Origin of the sequence: Peptacetobacter sp. AB845 (assembly GCF_047528295.1) — a bacterium.
Taxonomy (GTDB): domain Bacteria; phylum Bacillota; class Clostridia; order Peptostreptococcales; family Peptostreptococcaceae; genus Peptacetobacter.
In genome coordinates this window covers 1,996,916-2,016,208 of the sequence record NZ_CP180001.1, presented here as the reverse complement: position 1 = coordinate 2,016,208, position 19,293 = coordinate 1,996,916, and the positions used below count along the sequence as shown (strand labels likewise).

General features: G+C 29.4%; 15 protein-coding genes and 1 riboswitch. Of the genes, 10 read left to right on the top strand and 5 right to left on the bottom strand.

What is annotated here, in order from left to right:
• Positions 1-5: 5 nt before the first annotated feature.
• Positions 6-1,466, bottom strand: a complete 1,461-nt coding sequence (locus tag ACK2WO_RS09500; RefSeq protein WP_414697642.1) for a PLP-dependent aminotransferase family protein — start codon at positions 1,464-1,466, stop codon at positions 6-8.
• A gap of 204 nt (positions 1,467-1,670) precedes the next feature.
• Positions 1,671-2,576, bottom strand: a complete 906-nt coding sequence (locus ACK2WO_RS09495) for a D-alanine--D-alanine ligase (RefSeq protein WP_414697641.1) — start codon at positions 2,574-2,576, stop codon at positions 1,671-1,673.
• A gap of 253 nt (positions 2,577-2,829) precedes the next feature.
• Here ACK2WO_RS09495 and ACK2WO_RS09490 point away from each other — a divergent pair, with 253 nt between their 5' ends.
• Positions 2,830-4,092: a competence/damage-inducible protein A gene (locus ACK2WO_RS09490; RefSeq protein ID WP_414697640.1), complete on the top strand. Its 1,263-nt coding sequence runs from the start codon at positions 2,830-2,832 to the stop codon at positions 4,090-4,092.
• 91 nt (positions 4,093-4,183) lie between these two features.
• Positions 4,184-4,975 (top strand): Cof-type HAD-IIB family hydrolase, encoded by a 792-nt coding sequence (locus ACK2WO_RS09485; protein WP_414697639.1) that lies wholly within the window; start codon positions 4,184-4,186, stop codon positions 4,973-4,975.
• A gap of 187 nt (positions 4,976-5,162) precedes the next feature.
• Here ACK2WO_RS09485 and ACK2WO_RS09480 read toward each other — a convergent pair whose 3' ends face one another.
• Positions 5,163-5,753 carry a zinc dependent phospholipase C family protein gene (locus ACK2WO_RS09480; protein WP_414697638.1) on the bottom strand — a complete coding sequence of 197 codons (591 nt, stop codon included), beginning with the start codon at positions 5,751-5,753 and terminating at the stop codon, positions 5,163-5,165.
• A gap of 195 nt (positions 5,754-5,948) precedes the next feature.
• Positions 5,949-7,517 (bottom strand): sigma-54 interaction domain-containing protein, encoded by a 1,569-nt coding sequence (locus ACK2WO_RS09475; RefSeq protein WP_414697637.1) that lies wholly within the window; start codon positions 7,515-7,517, stop codon positions 5,949-5,951.
• Between the two features lie 390 nt (positions 7,518-7,907).
• Between ACK2WO_RS09475 and ACK2WO_RS09470 the strand changes: the two genes are divergently transcribed.
• The 5 genes from ACK2WO_RS09470 (at position 7,908) to ACK2WO_RS09450 (ending at position 13,590) form a co-directional block, all read left to right on the top strand.
• Positions 7,908-8,840, top strand: a complete 933-nt coding sequence (locus tag ACK2WO_RS09470) for a DMT family transporter (RefSeq protein ID WP_414697636.1) — start codon at positions 7,908-7,910, stop codon at positions 8,838-8,840.
• A gap of 307 nt (positions 8,841-9,147) precedes the next feature.
• Complete coding sequence (locus ACK2WO_RS09465; RefSeq protein ID WP_414697635.1) at positions 9,148-9,945, top strand: TVP38/TMEM64 family protein; 798 nt, start codon at positions 9,148-9,150, stop codon at positions 9,943-9,945.
• Positions 9,946-10,038: 93 nt separating this feature from the next.
• On the top strand, positions 10,039-10,587 hold the full coding sequence (locus ACK2WO_RS09460) for a TerD family protein (RefSeq protein ID WP_414697634.1): 549 nt from the start codon (positions 10,039-10,041) through the stop codon (positions 10,585-10,587).
• 48 nt (positions 10,588-10,635) lie between these two features.
• Positions 10,636-11,925, top strand: a complete 1,290-nt coding sequence (locus tag ACK2WO_RS09455; protein ID WP_414697633.1) for a patatin-like phospholipase family protein — start codon at positions 10,636-10,638, stop codon at positions 11,923-11,925.
• A gap of 105 nt (positions 11,926-12,030) precedes the next feature.
• A riboswitch (glycine riboswitch) is annotated at positions 12,031-12,136 on the top strand.
• 206 nt (positions 12,137-12,342) lie between these two features.
• On the top strand, positions 12,343-13,590 hold the full coding sequence (locus ACK2WO_RS09450; protein WP_414697632.1) for a saccharopine dehydrogenase family protein: 1,248 nt from the start codon (positions 12,343-12,345) through the stop codon (positions 13,588-13,590).
• A gap of 61 nt (positions 13,591-13,651) precedes the next feature.
• On the opposite strand, the gene ACK2WO_RS09445 is transcribed toward ACK2WO_RS09450, so the two are convergent.
• The gene (locus ACK2WO_RS09445) at positions 13,652-14,662 is read right to left on the bottom strand and encodes a GGDEF domain-containing protein (protein ID WP_414697631.1); all 1,011 of its coding nucleotides are present in this window, start codon (positions 14,660-14,662) and stop codon (positions 13,652-13,654) included.
• A 395-nt stretch (positions 14,663-15,057) separates the two neighbouring features.
• Between ACK2WO_RS09445 and ACK2WO_RS09440 the strand changes: the two genes are divergently transcribed.
• Genes ACK2WO_RS09440 through clpB form a run of 3 tightly spaced genes read left to right on the top strand, consistent with a single transcriptional unit; the run spans position 15,058 to position 18,686 of the window.
• On the top strand, positions 15,058-15,465 hold the full coding sequence (locus ACK2WO_RS09440; protein ID WP_414697630.1) for a replication/maintenance protein RepL: 408 nt from the start codon (positions 15,058-15,060) through the stop codon (positions 15,463-15,465).
• 15 nt (positions 15,466-15,480) lie between these two features.
• Positions 15,481-16,074 (top strand): hypothetical protein, encoded by a 594-nt coding sequence (locus ACK2WO_RS09435; RefSeq protein WP_414697629.1) that lies wholly within the window; start codon positions 15,481-15,483, stop codon positions 16,072-16,074.
• 17 nt (positions 16,075-16,091) lie between these two features.
• On the top strand, positions 16,092-18,686 hold the full coding sequence (clpB, locus tag ACK2WO_RS09430; RefSeq protein ID WP_414697628.1) for an ATP-dependent chaperone ClpB: 2,595 nt from the start codon (positions 16,092-16,094) through the stop codon (positions 18,684-18,686).
• Positions 18,687-19,293 lie beyond the last annotated feature (607 nt).

The following is a 19,293-nucleotide window of genomic DNA, read 5'->3' as shown; positions in this document are numbered from 1 at the left end:
AATAACTATTTATTTTCGTTACTAATTTCATCTACAGTTTCACCGATTATTTTTATACCTTTTTCTATGTCTTCAAGTGAAAGCCTAGATAACCCAAGTCTTAGGGTATCATATCCACTGTCATCTGTAAAGAATAGGTCTCCAGGCATAAATATTACCTTTTTATTATAGCATCTATCTAAAAGTTCTCTAGCATTTATACCTTTTAACTTTATAAAAATATGTAGACCGCCATCTCCTAAAATATAATCGTTATCTATATATTTTTCAACACAATCTCTAGCAAAACTAAACTTTTCGCCATATACTTTTCTTATTTTTTTTATATACTTTTCAAATTTTCCGCTATTTAAGTAATCGAAAAGTATTCCTTGATCTAAGAAAGATGTGTGTATATTTCTGCAGCGTTTAACACTGATAAGCCTATTTATAATTTTTTTATCAGCATAAATCCAACCTATTCTCATACCTGGGAATAGTATTTTTGAAAAACTTCCTATATAGATTATTCCGTTTCCTGTTGTATCAAAAGAGGAAAGAGGGAATATATGCGAGCTAGAATAGAGAAGTTCTTCGTTAAAACCATCCTCGATTATAGGAATTGAATATTTTTTCATCAAATTATAAAATCTAAGCCTGCTTTCAGGTGGCATAACACTTCCTGTTGGATTGTGATATGAGGGAGTTAGATATGCAAATTTTATAGATTTACTATATTTAACTAGAGTTTCTTCCAACATATCAAAATTTAATCCATCTTTGTCTATACTAACACCTTTTATATCTATTCCATGAGCTTTCATAATTTTTATAGATGTGTTGTGAGTCGGATTTTCGCATATTATCATATCACCAGGAGTTGTAAAAGAGGATAGAATTAAATCAAAAGCCTCAGTAAAGCCATTTGTAACTAAGGTAGTTTTAGACTTAGAAAATGAGCCTTTTTTTCTCATATATTCGCTAAGATAATCTATGAGAGGCTTGTAGCCCTGAGCATAACCATAATTTAAAAGCTTATGACTTTCAACAGAAATTCTACTCATAAAAGACTTTTTAAATTCCTCCATATCGAATAAATCTCCATCTGGGGAGATACTTTTAAAAGAAATTAAATCAGAGCTCCAAGGAATTTCATTTTTTACTATATCTAATTCATTTGCAGCTTTTGAAAAATTATTTTCTATATTATCCCAATTTATATTCCAATCAGATGATGAAATTAACTTTTCTGAGTTTACAAAAGTTCCTTTTCCATTTACAGAATACAGTAATCCATCAGCTTTAAGTTCGTCATATGCTGCAATCACTGAATTTCTGCTAACATCTAATATTTGAGAAAGTTCCCTTGTAGATGGAAGTTTGCTACCATTGGGTAGAAGTCCTTTATTAATCAAAGCACTTAAATAATTTTTAATTTGTGTATATATAGGAAGGTTTCCTTCCAATTTAAAATCTGAAAAAATCAAATTATCACCCTCAAAAATTAAATTTATGTAACATGAATTGGAAAATAATTAAAAAAACTTTCTTTCAAAGTAATTAAAAAAATTATTAACTCCAATTACTATTATATTATACTTTAGAAAATAAAGTTAGACAAAATATATTGAATTAAAAAATGGACTGTGCAAATTTGCAACAGTCCAAATTAAAAAATACTATATAGAATATTATTTTAGAGAGCAATCTATTAATTTATCTAGTAGCTGAGCATAAGAAATTCCTCTAGCTGCAGCACTTCTTGGTATTAAGCTTGTAGCTGTAAGTCCTGGAAGAGTGTTAAGTTCAAGAACATAAGGAACACCGTTGCTTATTATAAAGTCAACTCTAACATAAGCTCTACAATTAAATGCATCCCAGCACATTCTTGAATATTCATTTAGTTTATTCTGAAGTGATTCTTCAAGATAAACAACTTCTTCAACAGCTCCATTATCTGAAGAATATTTAGCTTCAAAATCAAAGAATTCCTGTTCAGATTTTATTGATACAGTAGGGAATACTTCACCGTCAAGTATAAATGAAGTACATTCTTCTCCTGGTAAATACTGTTCTATCATTACTTCTGTATCTACTTCAAGTCCCTGTCTAACAGCATCTTCTATTCCTGCTTTTTCTTTTATCATAAAAGTAGCTACACTTGATCCACCAGAATTTGGTTTAACAAATACAGGGTAACCCATTTCTTCTATTCTATCATAATCTATTTCTTCTATAGATTTAACTGTTATCCAATCTGCTGTTGGTATTCCAGAAACTTTGCATATTTTTTTAGATATATTTTTATCCATACACATTGCACTGCTTAGAGGTCCACATCCAGAGTATGGTATGTCTCTAGTTTCAAGAACAGACTGAACACATCCATCTTCGCCAAATTTTCCATGAAGTGCTAAGAAAGCAAAATCAACATCGTCTGGTATTTTTGTTATTATATCTGTTTTTTTGTCGATAACAACTTCTATTGGTTCATATTTTTCTCTATCAAGACTTCCTAAAACACCAGCTCCTGATTTTAATGATATTTCTCTTTCTGATGATATTCCGCCCATTATTACTGCTATTTTCTTTTTCAAAGTTATTCACTCCTTTTGATACACTGAATCTATTTATATGAGTTAAATTAATTTCTAAAATTTAAATTTTTATTTTTTACTCGATTACTATTATATTGTTATTTGAGAATATAAAAAAGAACCACTATAAAGTAAGTTTCGCTATATCGTGGTTCTAAATGATTATCTTATGTGAAAATTTATTGGCTACGGTTTAATTTTATAGATTATTCTGATAAACTTTATTGTATACAGTAAAAAAGGGGTGAGATGTTTGAGAGCAGAATTAATATCTGTAGGAACAGAATTATTACTTGGAGATATAGTAAATACAAATGCACAGTACATATCTAAAGAACTAGCAGCACTTGGAATAGGAGTATTCCATCAGAGTACAGTTGGAGACAATCCACAGAGACTATTAGAATGTTTTGATGAAGCATTGAAAAGAAGTGATTTAGTTATAACAACTGGAGGTCTTGGGCCAACTAAAGATGATTTAACTAAAGAAATGGCAGCAGAGTATTTTGGACAAAAAATGGTGCTTCATGAAGAATCTTGGGAGTATATAAAAGAAAGATGTAGAAAATTTGCACCAGATAAGCCAATTCCTGAAAATAATAAAAAACAGGCAATGTTCCCAGTTGAAGCAACAGTATTAAAAAATAATAACGGAACTGCACCTGGAGCAATATTTGAAAAAGATGGCAAAAGAATAATAGTATTACCTGGGCCACCTTGGGAAATGAAGGCAATGTTTGATGAAAGTGTAAGACCATTTTTACAACAGTTTACAGATAGTATTTTAGTATCGAGAGTATTAAGATTTAATGGAATAGGGGAGTCTGCACTTGAATTAGAAATAGAGGATATATTAGATAATCAGACAAATCCAACAGTAGCACTTTATGCAAAAGAAATGGAAGTACTTATAAGAATAACTGCCAAAGCAAAAGATGATGATGAGGCAAAAGTTCTTTTAGATAATAAAGTTTCTGAAATAAGAGAAAGAGTTGGGAAATACATTTACGCTGAAGGTGGAGATGAATTAGTAGATGGAGATTCTAAAATAGAAGAAGCTGTAGCAAAACTTCTTGTAGAAAAGGGATTAACTATTGCAACTGCTGAATCATGCACAGGTGGTTTAGTTGCAGGGACATTAATAAATTATCCTGGAATATCTGATGTATTCCTTGAAGGATGTGTAACATATTCTAATGCAGCAAAAGTCAAAAGACTTGGTGTATCTGAAGAAACTCTTGAAAAATATGGAGCAGTAAGTCCTCAGACAGCTACAGAAATGGCAGAAGGAATAAGAAAAGGTCTAGGAGCTGATATAGGATTATCTACAACAGGTGTTGCAGGTCCTGGTGGTGGAACAGAAGAAAAACCGGTTGGTCTAGTTTATACTGCTATATCTATAAACGGAGAAACTAAAGTAAGAAAAAATAACTTTAGAGGAGATAGACAGAAAGTAAGACGTAGAGCTGTAAGACAAATACTAATAGATTTAAAAAGTATGCTTGAAGAATTGTAAAAAAATATTAAAATAATAATTTTATTATTCTAATAGAATAATACTATAAATCAAATTTTGAAAGAAACTGAAGAAAAGGAAGTATTTAAATATGATAAAATATATATTTTGTGATTTAGACGGAACTCTTTATCATAATGGGGTTAGTGAAGAAGATGCAAAAGCTGTAAAGAAAATAGAAGAAAGCGGAAGAATTTTTAATATAGCTACAGGAAGAATATTTAGACAGGGATATGAAATGGTTAAAAATGACATATCTTTAAATGGATATTTTATAGCAGAAAATGGATCATATATATATGATAGTGAATTAAATTTAATATTTACAGGAACTCTAACTGATGATTTAGTAAGAGAAGTAATAAAAGAGTATGAAGAAATAAAAAAGTCTAAACATATTGAAGCTGAAATATACTTTAAATTTGATGGAAATATGCTTGTACTAAATGCTGGAAGTGCATTTGATTCTTACTCTAATGATTTTATAGTAGAGCCAGATTTTGCAAATAGAGAAAGCTTTGACAACAAGGTGGGCAATATAGGATTTGCATCTAATAATCCAGAAGAACTTGAAGAAATAGAATCAAGACTAAAAGAAAAATTATCAGATAAGCTTGATATATACTTCTCTAGTGAAAATACTATAAACTTAGTTCCAAAAGGAGTAGCTAAAAACAAGGCTATAGAATATGTTGTAGAAAAGGAAGGGGTAGATCCAAAAGAAGTTGCAACAATAGGAGATTCTCCAAACGATATAAGTATGATAGCTGGATTTGAACATGGATTTGCAGTTGCAAATGCAAGAGATGATGTAAAGGCTGCCGCTAAGTATGTTGTAAAAAATGTAGCTGAGGCATTAGAGATAATAGCAAATATAAAATAATCTAAGCAAATATATATAAATAGAAAACAATTAAAAGTAAAGCAATTAAAAAATTAATAAAATACATAAAAAGTGATTTTTGAGAAATTTATTTATTTTTATAAAAATCACTTTTTTAGTTATAAAGTTATAAAATAAAAGGGAGTCGTGTGCTGGACTCCCGATAAATCATAGTATAAAGATTAGTTTATGCTATTTGTAAACTTGCAGTAGCATTGCTATTAGAAAGTATATTTCCTAAAACAAAATCAGTAACACTATTGCATACATAAGTAGAAAACTTCAGATCGTTTTCTATATAATTACCATTGCTTTTGTACTGGCTATAAAGAGTATTGAAGAAAGATTCAAACTCTCCTTCTTTTATATCTCCATCGCCTTTAATTTTTACTAAATCAGTTTCTTTAGCTTTAGCAGCAAGCTCTCTTTCGTATATAACATGTTTATTCATACTGTGTTTGAACTCCCATCTTTCGCTGTGAGCAACACAGAAGAAGTCACATAAGAAGTGGCATATAACACCTAGTTCCTGGCTTAGTCTGCTAGTAGAAAATACTTTTGATAAAGATTCAAGAGTTAAGCTACATAAGTACTTAATCTTTTCTATAATCATATTGAAAGATTCTTCCATATAATGCTTTTTTAATTTATATTTTGAAAACGCATCAGGCTTAACGTTGCCGTACACGAAGTTCTTTTCGCTTATTAATACTGCCTTCTTTTCGTCCATATTTTCTAACACTGATTTAGCAATCTGAAAGTGTGTGTTCATTAACATATTTTTTCTCTGCACCTCGTAAAAAAATTTTCATCTAAAGCATCAAAAATCTCAAGTAGAGAAATTTGTATAACTTTAAACTTACACAAACAAATTGATTTGTGAGATGAAACGCACCTGCGCTTCGTTACCTTTATAATAGCAGAAAAACTTGCATTTTACAAGGTTAGAGGGGCAAAAAAGTCATTTTAAATATTATTTTTTAATGTGTTTTCTGATAAGTCTACTAGCTTTTGATTGCGAAATTCCTAGAATTTGAGCGATTTTGTAACTACTTTTATACTTTCTATAATATTCAGAAATAACTTTATTTTCAAAATTATAAATTATACTATCTAAATCCTGCAAATTATCCTCATCTATACAAAATTTGACATCGTTTACTTTTGAAAAAGATATGAGATTTTTTTCTTGAGAATTTTCAATTATTTTAGAATTTATGTTATTATCTATACTAAAATTAACTGTTTTGCTTTCGATACTATGATTTGTCTTAGAGGCATCATTAGAAATAAATGAATTATTGTAAACTGATAAATTATCATTTCTACCAGAATTATTATTTTTTATTGTATATATAATTTTCTCTGGAAGTGAATTTATATCTATATAATTGCTTCTTGATGTAAGTACAATATTTTGCATTATGTTTTGTAGCTCCCTAATATTTCCAGGGAAATTATAGCTTGAAATAAATTTTATCGCCTCATCGGATAATATTTTATCCTTCATATCAAACTGTATTGAATATTTTTTAAAATAATACCGAATTAAATTTAAAAGATTATCCCCGCGCTCTCTAAGTGGAGGCAATTTTATTTCTATTACATTCAATCTATAGTACAAATCCTCTCTAAAAGTTCTTTCCTTTACTTTTGATAGAATATCCGCATTTGTAGCAGATATTATTCTTATATCTACCTTCTTTTGTTTTATTCCACCTACTGGAAGGAAAGTTTTTTCTTGAATTAATTGTAAAAATTTTGATTGAAGTGGAAGTGGAATATCTGCAATTTCGTCTAAAAATAAAGTACCTCCATCTGCAAGCTCTACAAGTCCAACTTTTCCTTTAGAACTAGCACCTGTAAATGCTCCAGAAGTATACCCAAATAGTTCTGATTCTAAAAGTTGTGGAGATATAGCAGCACAGTTTATAGTTATAAAAGGGCCGTTAGATCTACTGCTATGCTGATGTATAAACTTTGCCAAAGAACTCTTTCCTGTACCCGATTCTCCAAGAAGCATAATATTTACATTTGCCTTTGCAACTTGATCTGCTGTATGTATAATGTTTTGCATTACAGGTCCATCGCTTATGATGTTGTCCTCATATTTTAAAGTTGTTCTATAAAATGTCTCAACTTCGGATTTGTATTTATGCATTTCTTTTTCTGTGGTTTGTAGTTTAGTCTTTATTTTATTTAACTCTGTTATATCCCTTACATTTTCAACGACATATTCTATTTCTCCATTACTAGAAAAAACCGGAGTTGCTGTTATAAGTAAATTTTTTCCTGTATGTGTCTCTTGTTCTACTGTAACCTGATTTTTACTTTGTATAACAAGTGGAATAGGGCTTTTTGTAGCATATCCGTGATTTTCTAAGTATTCAACATTTTTACCTATCATTTCAGATTTTAAAATACCGTAGTTTTCTTCAAAAGATTTATTGCAGAATATGATAACTCCATTTTTATCTGATACACATATTTCATCATGAGAAGCTTCTAATATTTTCTGATAAAAGTCTTTGCTATATTTCATGCGTTCCTCCTAAATTATATTTTATAAGTCAAATATAACTTAAATATTATTTTTAAACAATATAAATTAGTGTTATTTCAAAAATAAGTCAAATATAACTTCGATATAAGTTTAAAAAGAATTAAATAAAAAGATAATAAATAAAAGAGTCAAAAATAACTTAAAAATACTTATAAAAAAATATACAAATAATAAGAATATATTTATGGAAAGTATAATATTCATAAAAAATCAAAATGACTGTAATAAAAAAACTGTATAACTTGCAAACGCTAACTTTAAAAAAATATAAAATAAAAAAACAAACACAACAAATAAATGGCATATATTTTGCTTTATAAATATTGTGTAATATGAATATAAAAATATGAGTTTGAGGGAGGCAAGTATATGAAAAAAGGTGTTAATTCATACGCATTTATAGCAATGGCAGGGATATTATGGTCTACATTAGGTCTATTTGGGGATATGCTAATGAATAGAGGTCTATCATCTGAGCAGGTGGCATTTACTAGATTATTTATAGGATTTATAGTTTTATCATTGTATTCATTAATAAGAAGACCAGAAGTTTTAAAAATAAATTTAAAAGGTCTTTTATACTGTGGAGCGATAGGAATAATATGTCAGGGACTTTTTAACAAATGCTATTTTAAAGCAGTAGAAGTTACAGGTGTTTCAGTAGCAGCAGTTCTTTTATATACATCTCCATTGTTTTTAGCTTTATTTTCAAAAATAGTTTATAAAGAAAAAATGACTAGAGCTAAAATAATTTCTTTAATTCTATGCTGTGTAGGAGCTATTATGGCTGTTACAGGAGGAGTACTTGATTTAGAAGGAATAAACACATATGGAATTATAATGGGAATAATGGCAGCTATAACTTATGCATTAATGCCTATAATCAGTAAAAATGCATTAAAAGAATTTTCAAGTGAAACAATTTTAATTTATGGATTTTTATTTGGTGCAATTTTTATGATTCCTTCAGCAAAACCTATAGAAATGATAGGTTTTGTTACAAATATGAATGTACTACCATACATGGTTTTATTAGGAGTATTTCCAGCAGCTATGGCGTATATATTCTATGCAGAGGGTATTGCAAGAGGATGTGAGCTTTCAATAGTAGGTGTTGTAGCATCTGTTGAGCTTATAGCAGCATCTATAATAGGTTGGACTGTAGTAGGAGAGGTGTTTACTGTTGGAAAGGCAATAGGTGTTGCAATAATGTTTATATCAGCATTTACAGCGGTTGTAGGTAACAAAGAAGTGGAAACAGAATCTGTAGAAGAAGTTGAAGCAGAGGTATATGTTGGATAAATTTAATGTATAAGTTTTATGTTTATAAAGTAAATTTATATAAAGTGAATTTATATAAAGTATATGGTAATATCTTATAAATCGGGTGAGGGCTGTTACATTTTAAGTGGGGGTAAAATGTAGCAGTCTTTTTTTATAATACTTATGGATTTTTTTATAATATTTATAGAAAAAGTTAAGAATTCCTCAAGAATAAGAAGGTATAATAAGAACATATATCAAATATATATATTAACGAGGCAAATTAAAATAATTTAAAGATTAAAAGTTACTTAATTTGTATCAAATAGATAAGAGGGGTTTTATTATGGAACATATTCAAAATTTATTATATATTGCACAAGACAATTTAATATTATCGGTAATAGCAGGTCTTTTTAGTGCATTTATAGAAAGCTTTATTCCAGCTCTTCCGCTTGTAGCAATAGTATCGGCTAATGCGGCAATACATGGAATGTTAAAAGGACTTATTATATCTTGGATTGGATCAGGACTAGGTACAATAGCACTGTTTTTAGTAGTTTCGAGATTTAGAAATATTAGAATCTTAAAATGGTTATTAAAAAATAATAAGGTAGACTCGGTAATAGAGTGGGTAGATAAAAAAGGATTTAGTATACTATTCTTAGCTTATGCATGTCCATTCATGCCTAGTTGCCGGGCCACTTTGGCATCTGCACTTTGTGGCAAGAAAAAATTAATAGACTTTATACCTCCTATGTTGGCAGGCAAATTCGTAATGTTTATAATAATAAGTTATATTTCTGAGGATATAACTGGATTTATACACAGTCCAGTTAAGATAGGATTATTCTTAGGATTAACTTTAGTTTCTTGGATAATAGGTAAGAGATTCAATAAAAAACTTGAACAGCATGAAGAAGAAATTGAAGCTAGTATAGTTAAGATAGAAGAAAGTACTAAAAAAATTAAACAGCTACAGGAAGTTAAGAGAGAACATAAAAAAGAAATAAGAGAAGAAAAGAAAGAGCAGAAAAAGGAAAAGAAAAATCTTAGAAAACAGCAGAAAAAGAGATTTGTAAATATAACTATAGATAAGTCAAATAAAAAGTATAGAAAAAAGAAAGAAGATGAACAGGAATAAATTACACATAATCTAGTAGTAAAGTTCACTTTTTTTAGAGATTTGTTGTATAATCTAATAAGTAGAAAATTTTAGAAGGAGATATTTTTTAAGATGAAGGAAATACTTAAGGGACAAAAGGTTGAACTTACAAGAGATATACCAGAACTAGAAAATGTTTTAGTTGAATTTGATTATAGAGTTAATAATTATTTAAAAAAGGATGATTTTGAAATAGGAACAGCTGTATTCTTAACTGATGGAAGTGGGACTATGACTAGCTATGAGGATTTTATCTACAGTGAAAATAGAGAGCATCCATCTGAAGCAGTTAAATTAAATGAAAGAGAGGACAAAGTTTATATAACTATGTCTAAAATACCTAATAAGATAAGAAAAATAGCATTTGCACTTACATTAACTGAATACGGTGAAGTAGCTAGATATTATGATAGATTTGATTATTTATCTATGAGAATAATAGATTTAGATCGGGAAGAGGTAATATATGATTACCAGATAAATGATAGTGTAGGCCAGAATACAGAGATAGTATTTGGAGAAATGTATAGACATAATGGAGAATGGAAATTTAATGTAAATACTGACTACTTAGACGGAGGTCTTTTAAGCTTAGGTAAGAAATTTGGTTTAGGAATTTAATATTTTAGTTGTACTATTTATCAATATTATCCAAGGAGGCGATAATTTATGAAAGGAATTGCGCTAGAAGGTGGATCATCAAAGGGTGCATATCATTTAGGTGTATTAAAGGCTCTTTTTGAAAGAGGATATAAGTTTAAAGGAGCTGTTGGAACTTCGATAGGTGCTTTTAATGCAGCTATGATAGTCCAAGGGGACTTTGATGTATGCTACAATATGTGGAAAAATATGCAACCAGAGACATTATTTAATGTTGATAACCAGTTTATGGAAAATTTAGTCGATAAAAATATAGATAGAGGCATGCTAGAGTACGCATCTACAGAGGCTAAAAAAGTAATAAAAAATAAAGGAATTGATACTGCAAAGCTTAGAAGAATTTTAGATTTATACATAGATGAAGAAAAAATTCGTAAGTCAGATATGGATTTTGGCCTTGTTACAATAGAATTTGACGGATTAAAACCTGTACCAGTAGAGATTTTTAAGGAAGATATTCCAGAAGGAAAGATAAAAGATTACATAATGGCAAGTGCTAATTTACCTGTTTTTAAGAGTGAAGATATAGATGGAAGGACATTTATAGATGGTGGATTTTATGATAATTGTCCACTTAGACTTTTAGAAAGCAAGGGATATGATGATTTAGTGGCTGTCAGGGTGTCTCCAAACAGAAAACTTAGAGAGCCTATAAATGAATCTACAAAATTTATAGAGATTAAACCATCTGAGCCTCTTGGAAGAGGGCTAATTTTTAGCAACGATACAATAAGAAGAAATATGCTTAAAGGATATTTTGACCGGATTAAAAAGATTGAGGGCCTAAAAGGAAATAAATACTACATTACTGGAATAACAGATGATGAATTTATGAAGAGACTTATTTCCTATCCAAATGAAAAAATAATTCCTTATGCTGAAAGTAGGGGAATAGTAGGAAAAGATCCTAAAAGGGTTCTGTTTGAAGATTTAATACCTGAAACCGCAGAAGCTCTAAAAATGGGAAAAGAATCTACTTATCAAGAAATTTTTATAGGTCTACTTGAAGCAATAGCAGAGGGTAAAAAGATTAAAAAGTTTAAAATATATTCACTAGATGAATTTATTAATTGTATAAATAATTCTGAGGATAATGAATCAACTAATTCAAAATTATTGGAGCTTAAAAAAACAGCACTTCGACTTGCAAAGCCAATAGAAAAGATGACACCTATAACGTTTAAAGAGAGTATTTTAAAAGAATTTGAAGAGAATATGCTCGATGATATAGGGTATCATGTAAGTCAGCTAGAAAGTTATGAAAAAAGTGAAGATAGAGATGATGATGGTTGGGATTAAGTAAATATTTATTTATAGATAAAAATAATTAAATATTTATAATTAAAAAATTTGACAGTTTGATGAAAATCTTATATTATAAAAATGACAATCAAATATGTTCGGATGAGGACTGCATTAGAGACTTTTTAAATAAAGCGCCGAAGAAGCAAAACAGAAATTTCATCTTGTTTCTGTGGAAACTGACAGGCAAAAGGAGGGCAGTCTGACGATACTTTGGAGAGAGTGATTAAATTCACCGCCTACGAGGATATAACCAACTGGCAAAAGGACAGAGATATAGATGCATTTATTTGTGTATCTGTATCTCTTTTTATATTTTTTGAAGGTTGGTATTTTTTATACCTATTTATAATAAAAAGAGAAACCCATATTTGTGCAAGATGCAAGACTATATACAAAAGGGAGAGAAAAGATATGAGAATGTTATTAGTAGGTGCCGGAGCAGTCGGTGAATCAATTTTAAGGATATTAAAGGAAAGAGATAAGAATAGCGATTGGCTAGAGCTTGTAGTTGTTTCTGATTATGATTTAGACAGAGCAAAAGAAGTGTGTGATAATCTAGGAGATTACGATAGATTCAAACCAGAATTTGTAAATGCAAAATCAAAAGAAAGTATGAAAGAACTTGTAAAAAAATACGACTTAGATTTTGTTATGGATGCAACAGCTCCATTTTTAAGCAATTATATATTTGATGCAGCATTTGAAGCAGGAGCAAACTACGGAAATATGGGAACTTGGTCTGTTCCAATGGAAAATCCAGCATTTGGTCTAGGTATAGAAAACAGTTATACGGAGCCAATGACAAAGTACAATTTTGATAGACACGAAAAATGGGCAGAAAATGGACAGTTAGCTTGTATATGTATGGGAATAGATCCAGGAGTTGTAAATGTATTTGCAAAATATGCAGCAACAAAATTATTTGATGAAATAAAAGAAATACATGTAAAAGACGGTGGAAATCTTCAGATACCTTCTGCGGATAAAGATGATATTACTTTTGGATTCAATGTATGGACAGTTTTAGATGAATGTATGAATCCTAATGTTGAATGGGATAAAAATAACGGTGGATTTATAGTAGAAGATGCTTTTGCTGGAGAAGAAAAATTTGATATGCCAGAAGTTGGAGAAAATACTCTAGTAAAAATAGAACACGAAGAAACTGTTACAATGCCTAGATACCTTGAACAGTACGGATTAGAAAGAGTTACATATAAAATATCTCTTGACGAAAATCTTATGAATGCATTAAAAGTTATAGATAAATTAGGACTTAGAGGAACTAAACCTGTAGAAGTAGGTGGAGTAAAAGTTTCTCCTAGAGATGTTGTAGCTGCATGTGCTCCACAGCCTAAAGACATAGGAAATGAAATGGTTGGAGAAATGTGTGTTGGAATACATTGTAAGGGAATTAAAGATGGTAAAGAAAAAGAAATAATGATGTATCAGACATTTGACAATCAGGAATCTATGAAAGATTGGGGAATGCAGGCAGTAGTTGCACAGACAGGATTTGGTGCAGCAATAGCAATAGAGCTTATAGGTAGAGGAATATGGACAGGAGAAGGAGTATATTCTCCAGAATACTTTGATCCAATGCCATACCTAAATATAATGGATGAAGCAGGATTTGATTATAAAATAAAAGAAATGTAAGTATAAAAAATAAATGTAAATATAAAAAATAGCTGTTGCAAAGTACGCAACAGCTATTTTTTTACTCTTCATCTTCGTCAGGCATCCATGATGTTTTGAATTTTCTTTTGTTTTTACACATCATGTAGTCCGTTCTACTTACTAAATCAAATATAGATTTATCGTAACCGTATTTGTATGAATCATAGCCTATAGAAGTTATCATTTTTATATCATGAAGTTGGTTGTAAGAAGTTATTACAGATTGGAAAAGTTCTATATACCTTTCAACCTTTTCTTTAGGTTCATTTTTTATAAGCACTATAAACTCATCTCCGCCTATTCTAAAGCAGTTTCCTATATCTTCAAATGTATCTTCTATACTATCTGCTAAATTCTGTATTAATCTATCACCATGAGAGTACCCAAAATTATTGTTCACATATTTAATATCAGATAAATCTATGGAAATAGCCCAATAAGAGTTAAAATCGTTTATATTTTCATCGTCTTGTTTTAATTGTTTTTCAAAAGATTGCCTATTTTTCATTGATGTAAGTATATCTTTATACACAAGTTTTTCCCTCATATATTGAAGAGTTTTATTTCTATATTCTCTTAGAAAATTATCCACAAGAGCTACAGTTGAAACTATTGAAAAAATTAAAATACCTAAAATTATAAGCTCTATGCATTCATTCAATGCAGCAAATACAATACCTAATATAAGTATTAAATTGGCTGCTGAGAAAATAGGTGTAATACTTTTTTCCCTATATATATTTACAGATAATACAGTACCCAATAAAAGAGTAATAAAAATAATTATATAGATAACCGTATCAGAATACTCTATAGAGAAAATAGAGCTATGATCTAGCAAAAATATACCTACAGTAGCAATAACTGTAAAACGAGTAACTAGCTTTATAAAATGATGATATTTAAAATTACAATAGGATTTATAAAGTTTTATCAAAGGAATAACAGACAATCCTAAAAATAAAAATCCATAGCTTGTATCAGGATATTTAGATGAAAATAATGGGACTGCTACCATTACATCAAACAATCCTAGATATAAAAAATCCATAGAATTTACTTCATTCATATACCTATTTAAAAGCGAAAAAAGAAATACTATAAATAATCCATATAAAAAAAGCATATAATTTGTGCTTAGTATTAACTTTTGACTTGTCAAAATTAAATCCCCATCCATAAAAAACACCTCTTAAAAATCATTCTTATTAATTATAATTATAGCACATAAAGATTCTCAAAAATTTTTTTTCAAAAAAATAGATATTTTTTAAAAATCAAACTGAATGTATTGAAAACACTAGGTTTACTAAAATTAAAAAGTTTATCTTATGAATAAATAAAAGTTAGCGTAAAAAGTAAACTTTCACAAAAACTTGCTTTGACATTCATTTAAAAAAGGACTATTATAGGTTTAACGAAAGAGGAAGAAACGAGGTGATATGAATGCTAGAAATAAATAGTTCATCAAAAGTTGATGTAGATCAAAAATATACAGAAAGTAGAAACCTCGTACAAAAGAAGGATAAGTATTCAAGTATTTGTCTAAAGAATTTTATTAAGGTTGTGGAAGGGTCTTATACAAAGAAAGATTTAATTCCACTTATGCTTATAGAAGCCATGGACAGAGAAAATAAAATAAGGATGACTTTAGATGAAATGGCAGAAATCTTTGATTATCCGAAAACATCTCTTTCGACATTGTTTACAAAGTTGAAGAAAAGAGACTTTATTCAGAGGGTAAGAAATGGGGAGTATATGATAAACCCAGCTATCTCTTATAAGGGAAGCAAACCTGAAAGAGACCAGCTAATGGAGGAGTACAATTCCTTATCCAAGAAAAAATATAAATAGGAAGAAGGGATTTAAATGCTGAAGCTAGATAGAAATATACTCCAGTGGTTTGACTCCTTTTTTGAAGAACAGAGAACTTCTCTTCAAAAAAGTAACTTTATCTGTAAACTATATAGATTTGAAGATAAAGGCAGACAAAAGACAGCTCTTACTTTAGAAAAGGATAATCCAAAGTACTGGAAGATATACTTTGAAATGCCTCAAGAGTTGGCAGTTAAACTAGAAAAAAATGTACATCCAATTTTTAGAGAGTATATATACGAGCAAATATCAATATACAATAATAATAGAATGTATAACTTTATAAACTCTAATCTAATTGGAGTGTTCAACAATGTAGCATTTTATAGCTACGACCAAAATTCTGGTGTATATACTATGAATTTTAGAAACTCATTCTTAGAAAAATGTAATAATCTTATGGTTGGAGAAGACAGACAGATTGATACAAATCTATATTTAAATGCATCTTCAAATGATTTATTTAGATTTTTCAATGAGGATAAGAGTTTTGTAATGAATTTAAGATTTGATACTACTAGGGGAGAAAATCTTCTAGATAGTTTAATAGATTTAAGAAAATCTATAATAATAAATGATAGAGCATAAAAATGGAGGGATAGATTATGGACGTAGAAAAAATGACAGTAAGAGTACAGAAGAGTCTGAATGAAGCTTTCCAGGAAGCTGTCAGACACAACAACCAGCAGGTTGATACAATACATTTATTTTCAGCATTAATGAATCAGGAAGATGGATTAATTCCTAATATAATAGAAAAAATGGGAATATCTCCAGATTCAGTTAGAAGATCAGTAGAAAACGAATTAGATAGAATACCTAAAGTTTATGGTGAAGGAGCTCAATCTCAGGGGGTTACAGCTACTAGAAGAATAAACGAGGTACTTTTAAAAGCAGAAGAAATTTCAAAGGACTTTAAAGATTCATATATAAGTGTTGAACATCTTATGCTTGCTATGATAGAGCTAGAAAAAAATACAGCTACAGGCAAGATATTAAAAGATTTTGGTATAACTAAAGATGCATTTTTAGGTGTACTTCATCAGGTAAGAGGAAATCAGAGAGTAGATACTCAAGATCCAGAAGGAACATACGATGCATTAGCAAAATATGGTACAAACTTAGTTGAATTAGCTAAAAAGAATAAATTAGACCCTGTAATTGGTAGAGATGATGAAATAAGACGTGTTATAAGAATATTATCAAGAAGAACTAAAAACAATCCAGTTCTAATAGGTGAACCTGGTGTTGGTAAAACTGCAATAGTTGAAGGATTAGCAGAAAGAATAGTTAGAGGAGATGTTCCTGAAGGTCTAAAAGATAAAATAATATTCTCTCTTGATATGGGTGCATTAATAGCAGGTGCAAAATACAGAGGTGAATTTGAAGAAAGATTAAAAGCAGTTCTTAAAGAAGTTCAGGGCTCTGAAGGTAAGATAATATTATTTATAGATGAAATCCACAATATAGTTGGAGCAGGTAAAACAGAAGGCTCTATGGATGCAGGTAACTTAATAAAACCAATGCTTGCAAGAGGAGAATTAAACTGCATAGGTGCTACAACATTTGATGAATATAGAAAATATATAGAAAAAGATAAAGCACTAGAAAGAAGATTCCAGACAGTTATAGCAGAAGAACCTAGTGTTGAAGATACAATATCAATACTAAGAGGATTAAAAGAAAGATTTGAAATCCACCATGGTATAAGAATACACGATAATGCAATAGTTGCGGCTGCAAAATTATCTGATAGATATATAAGTGATAGATACTTACCAGATAAAGCTATAGACTTAATAGATGAAGCCAGTGCAATGATAAGAAGTGAAATAGACTCTCTTCCAACAGAACTAGACTCAATAAGAAGAAAATTATTTACACTAGAAACTGAAAGAGAAGCACTTCTAAAAGAAGATGATGAAAAAAGTAAAGTAAGATTAATGGATATACAGAGAGAAATAGCTGAATTAAAATCTATGAACGATGAAATGACAGCTAAATACGATAAAGAAAAATCTTATATAACAGAAATTAAAAATTTAAAATCTCAGTTAGACGATGCTAGAGGTAGAGTAGAAAAATATGAAAGAGAATACGACTACAATAAAGCAGCTGAAGTTAAATACAGTGAAATACCTCATTTAGAAGAAGCAATTAAAGAAAAAGAAGAACGGATGAAAAATGGTTCAGAAACATCCCTTCTAAAAGAAGATGTAACAGAAGATGAAATATCAGAAATAGTATCAAAATGGACTGGTATACCAGTTACAAAACTTCTTGAAGGAGAAAGAGAAAAACTTCTTAAACTAGAAGATGAATTACATAAAAGAGTAATAGGTCAGGATAAGGCTGTTACAGCAGTATCTGATGCGGTAATAAGAGCTAGAGCTGGACTAAAAGATGAAAATAAACCAATAGGTTCATTCATATTCTTAGGTCCTACAGGTGTTGGTAAAACAGAACTTGCTAAAACATTAGCTAGAAACTTATTCGACAGTGAGGACAATATAATCAGAATAGATATGTCTGAATACATGGAAAAACACTCAGTATCTAGATTAGTTGGTCCACCTCCAGGATATGTAGGATATGAAGAAGGAGGACAGCTAACAGAAGCTGTAAGAAGAAAACCATATTCAGTTATACTATTCGATGAAATAGAAAAAGCTCATGAAGATGTATTTAATATATTCTTACAGATATTAGATGATGGTAGACTTACAGACAACAAAGGTAAAACAGTTGACTTCAAGAATACTATAATCATAATGACATCTAATATAGGTAGCCAGTACCTACTTGAATCAGGAGGAAATATAACTGAAGAAGTAAATGATGTTGTAATGAGCGAAATGAAACATAGATTTAAACCAGAATTCTTAAACAGAGTAGATGATATTATAATGTTCACTCCTCTAAATAGAGAAGAAATAAAACAGATAATAGATATATTCATGCAGGGATTAAGAAATAGATTAGCAGATAGAGAAATAAAAATAGAACTTACTGATGCAGCTAAAGAAGTTATGATAAATGAAGGTTATGATCCAGTATATGGAGCAAGACCATTAAAGAGATACATCAGTGGTACATTAGAAACTATGCTTGCTAAGAAACTTATCTCAGGCGAAATATACAATGGATCTACTGTTGTAATAGATGGACATGGAGAAAATATTGATATAACAGTTAAATAGGATTGCCCTCTTTTCAAGAACGTTTAGAGTTTTCTAAATAAGTTCAGAGAAATTAAATTAAATATATTGTGTAGACCAACTTAAAATGCTGTTGCAAAGATATTTTGGTGGATATCTTGCAGCAGCATTTTTATTATAAATTTTATTATAATAAAACACAATAAAACTGTATAAAAAAAATAATATATAAAAATAATAAGATAACTTTGAAAAAAATAAAAAATGATGTTAAAATTAAAACTACAAGAAAACGTTTCTTGTTGTAATTGGTTGTCCTCGTAATTCAATCAATTATAAAAAATAATAATCTGCGTGTAGAATGGGATGGTCTCTTAGAAACCCCATTCTTTTTTTGTAAAAAAATACCTATAAAAAATTATAATATACTGTTAAATTTTTTGAAAAAATGAATATGAAATAAAAAATTTATAAAGTTTTTCATAAAGCTAAGAAATTGAAATTTCAATAGATTGAATAAAGCAGAAAAATTTCATGTGGTGTTAATTTTCTGAAAACAGAAAAAACTATGAAAAAATGTATTGACAAATTTTCTAAAAAAATATATAGTATTAATCAAGATAGATGAACACAAAACATCGAATAGAAA

Bases quoted from the DNA above. Each gene is read 5' to 3' on its own strand.
- ACK2WO_RS09435 (WP_414697629.1), top strand. From the start codon at position 15,481: ATGCTGAAGCTAGATAGAAATATACTCCAGTGGTTTGACTCCTTTTTT.
- ACK2WO_RS09445 (WP_414697631.1), bottom strand. From the start codon at position 14,662: ATGGATTTTTTATATCTAGGATTGTTTGATGTAATGGTAGCAGTCCCA.
- ACK2WO_RS09485 (WP_414697639.1), top strand. From the start codon at position 4,184: ATGATAAAATATATATTTTGTGATTTAGACGGAACTCTTTATCATAAT.
- ACK2WO_RS09455 (WP_414697633.1), top strand. From the start codon at position 10,636: ATGAAAGGAATTGCGCTAGAAGGTGGATCATCAAAGGGTGCATATCAT.
- ACK2WO_RS09470 (WP_414697636.1), top strand. From the start codon at position 7,908: ATGAAAAAAGGTGTTAATTCATACGCATTTATAGCAATGGCAGGGATA.
- ACK2WO_RS09460 (WP_414697634.1), top strand. From the start codon at position 10,039: ATGAAGGAAATACTTAAGGGACAAAAGGTTGAACTTACAAGAGATATA.
- ACK2WO_RS09480 (WP_414697638.1), bottom strand. From the start codon at position 5,753: ATGTTAATGAACACACACTTTCAGATTGCTAAATCAGTGTTAGAAAAT.
- ACK2WO_RS09465 (WP_414697635.1), top strand. From the start codon at position 9,148: ATGGAACATATTCAAAATTTATTATATATTGCACAAGACAATTTAATA.
- ACK2WO_RS09440 (WP_414697630.1), top strand. From the start codon at position 15,058: ATGCTAGAAATAAATAGTTCATCAAAAGTTGATGTAGATCAAAAATAT.
- ACK2WO_RS09475 (WP_414697637.1), bottom strand. From the start codon at position 7,517: ATGAAATATAGCAAAGACTTTTATCAGAAAATATTAGAAGCTTCTCAT.
- clpB (WP_414697628.1), top strand. From the start codon at position 16,092: ATGGACGTAGAAAAAATGACAGTAAGAGTACAGAAGAGTCTGAATGAA.
- ACK2WO_RS09450 (WP_414697632.1), top strand. From the start codon at position 12,343: ATGAGAATGTTATTAGTAGGTGCCGGAGCAGTCGGTGAATCAATTTTA.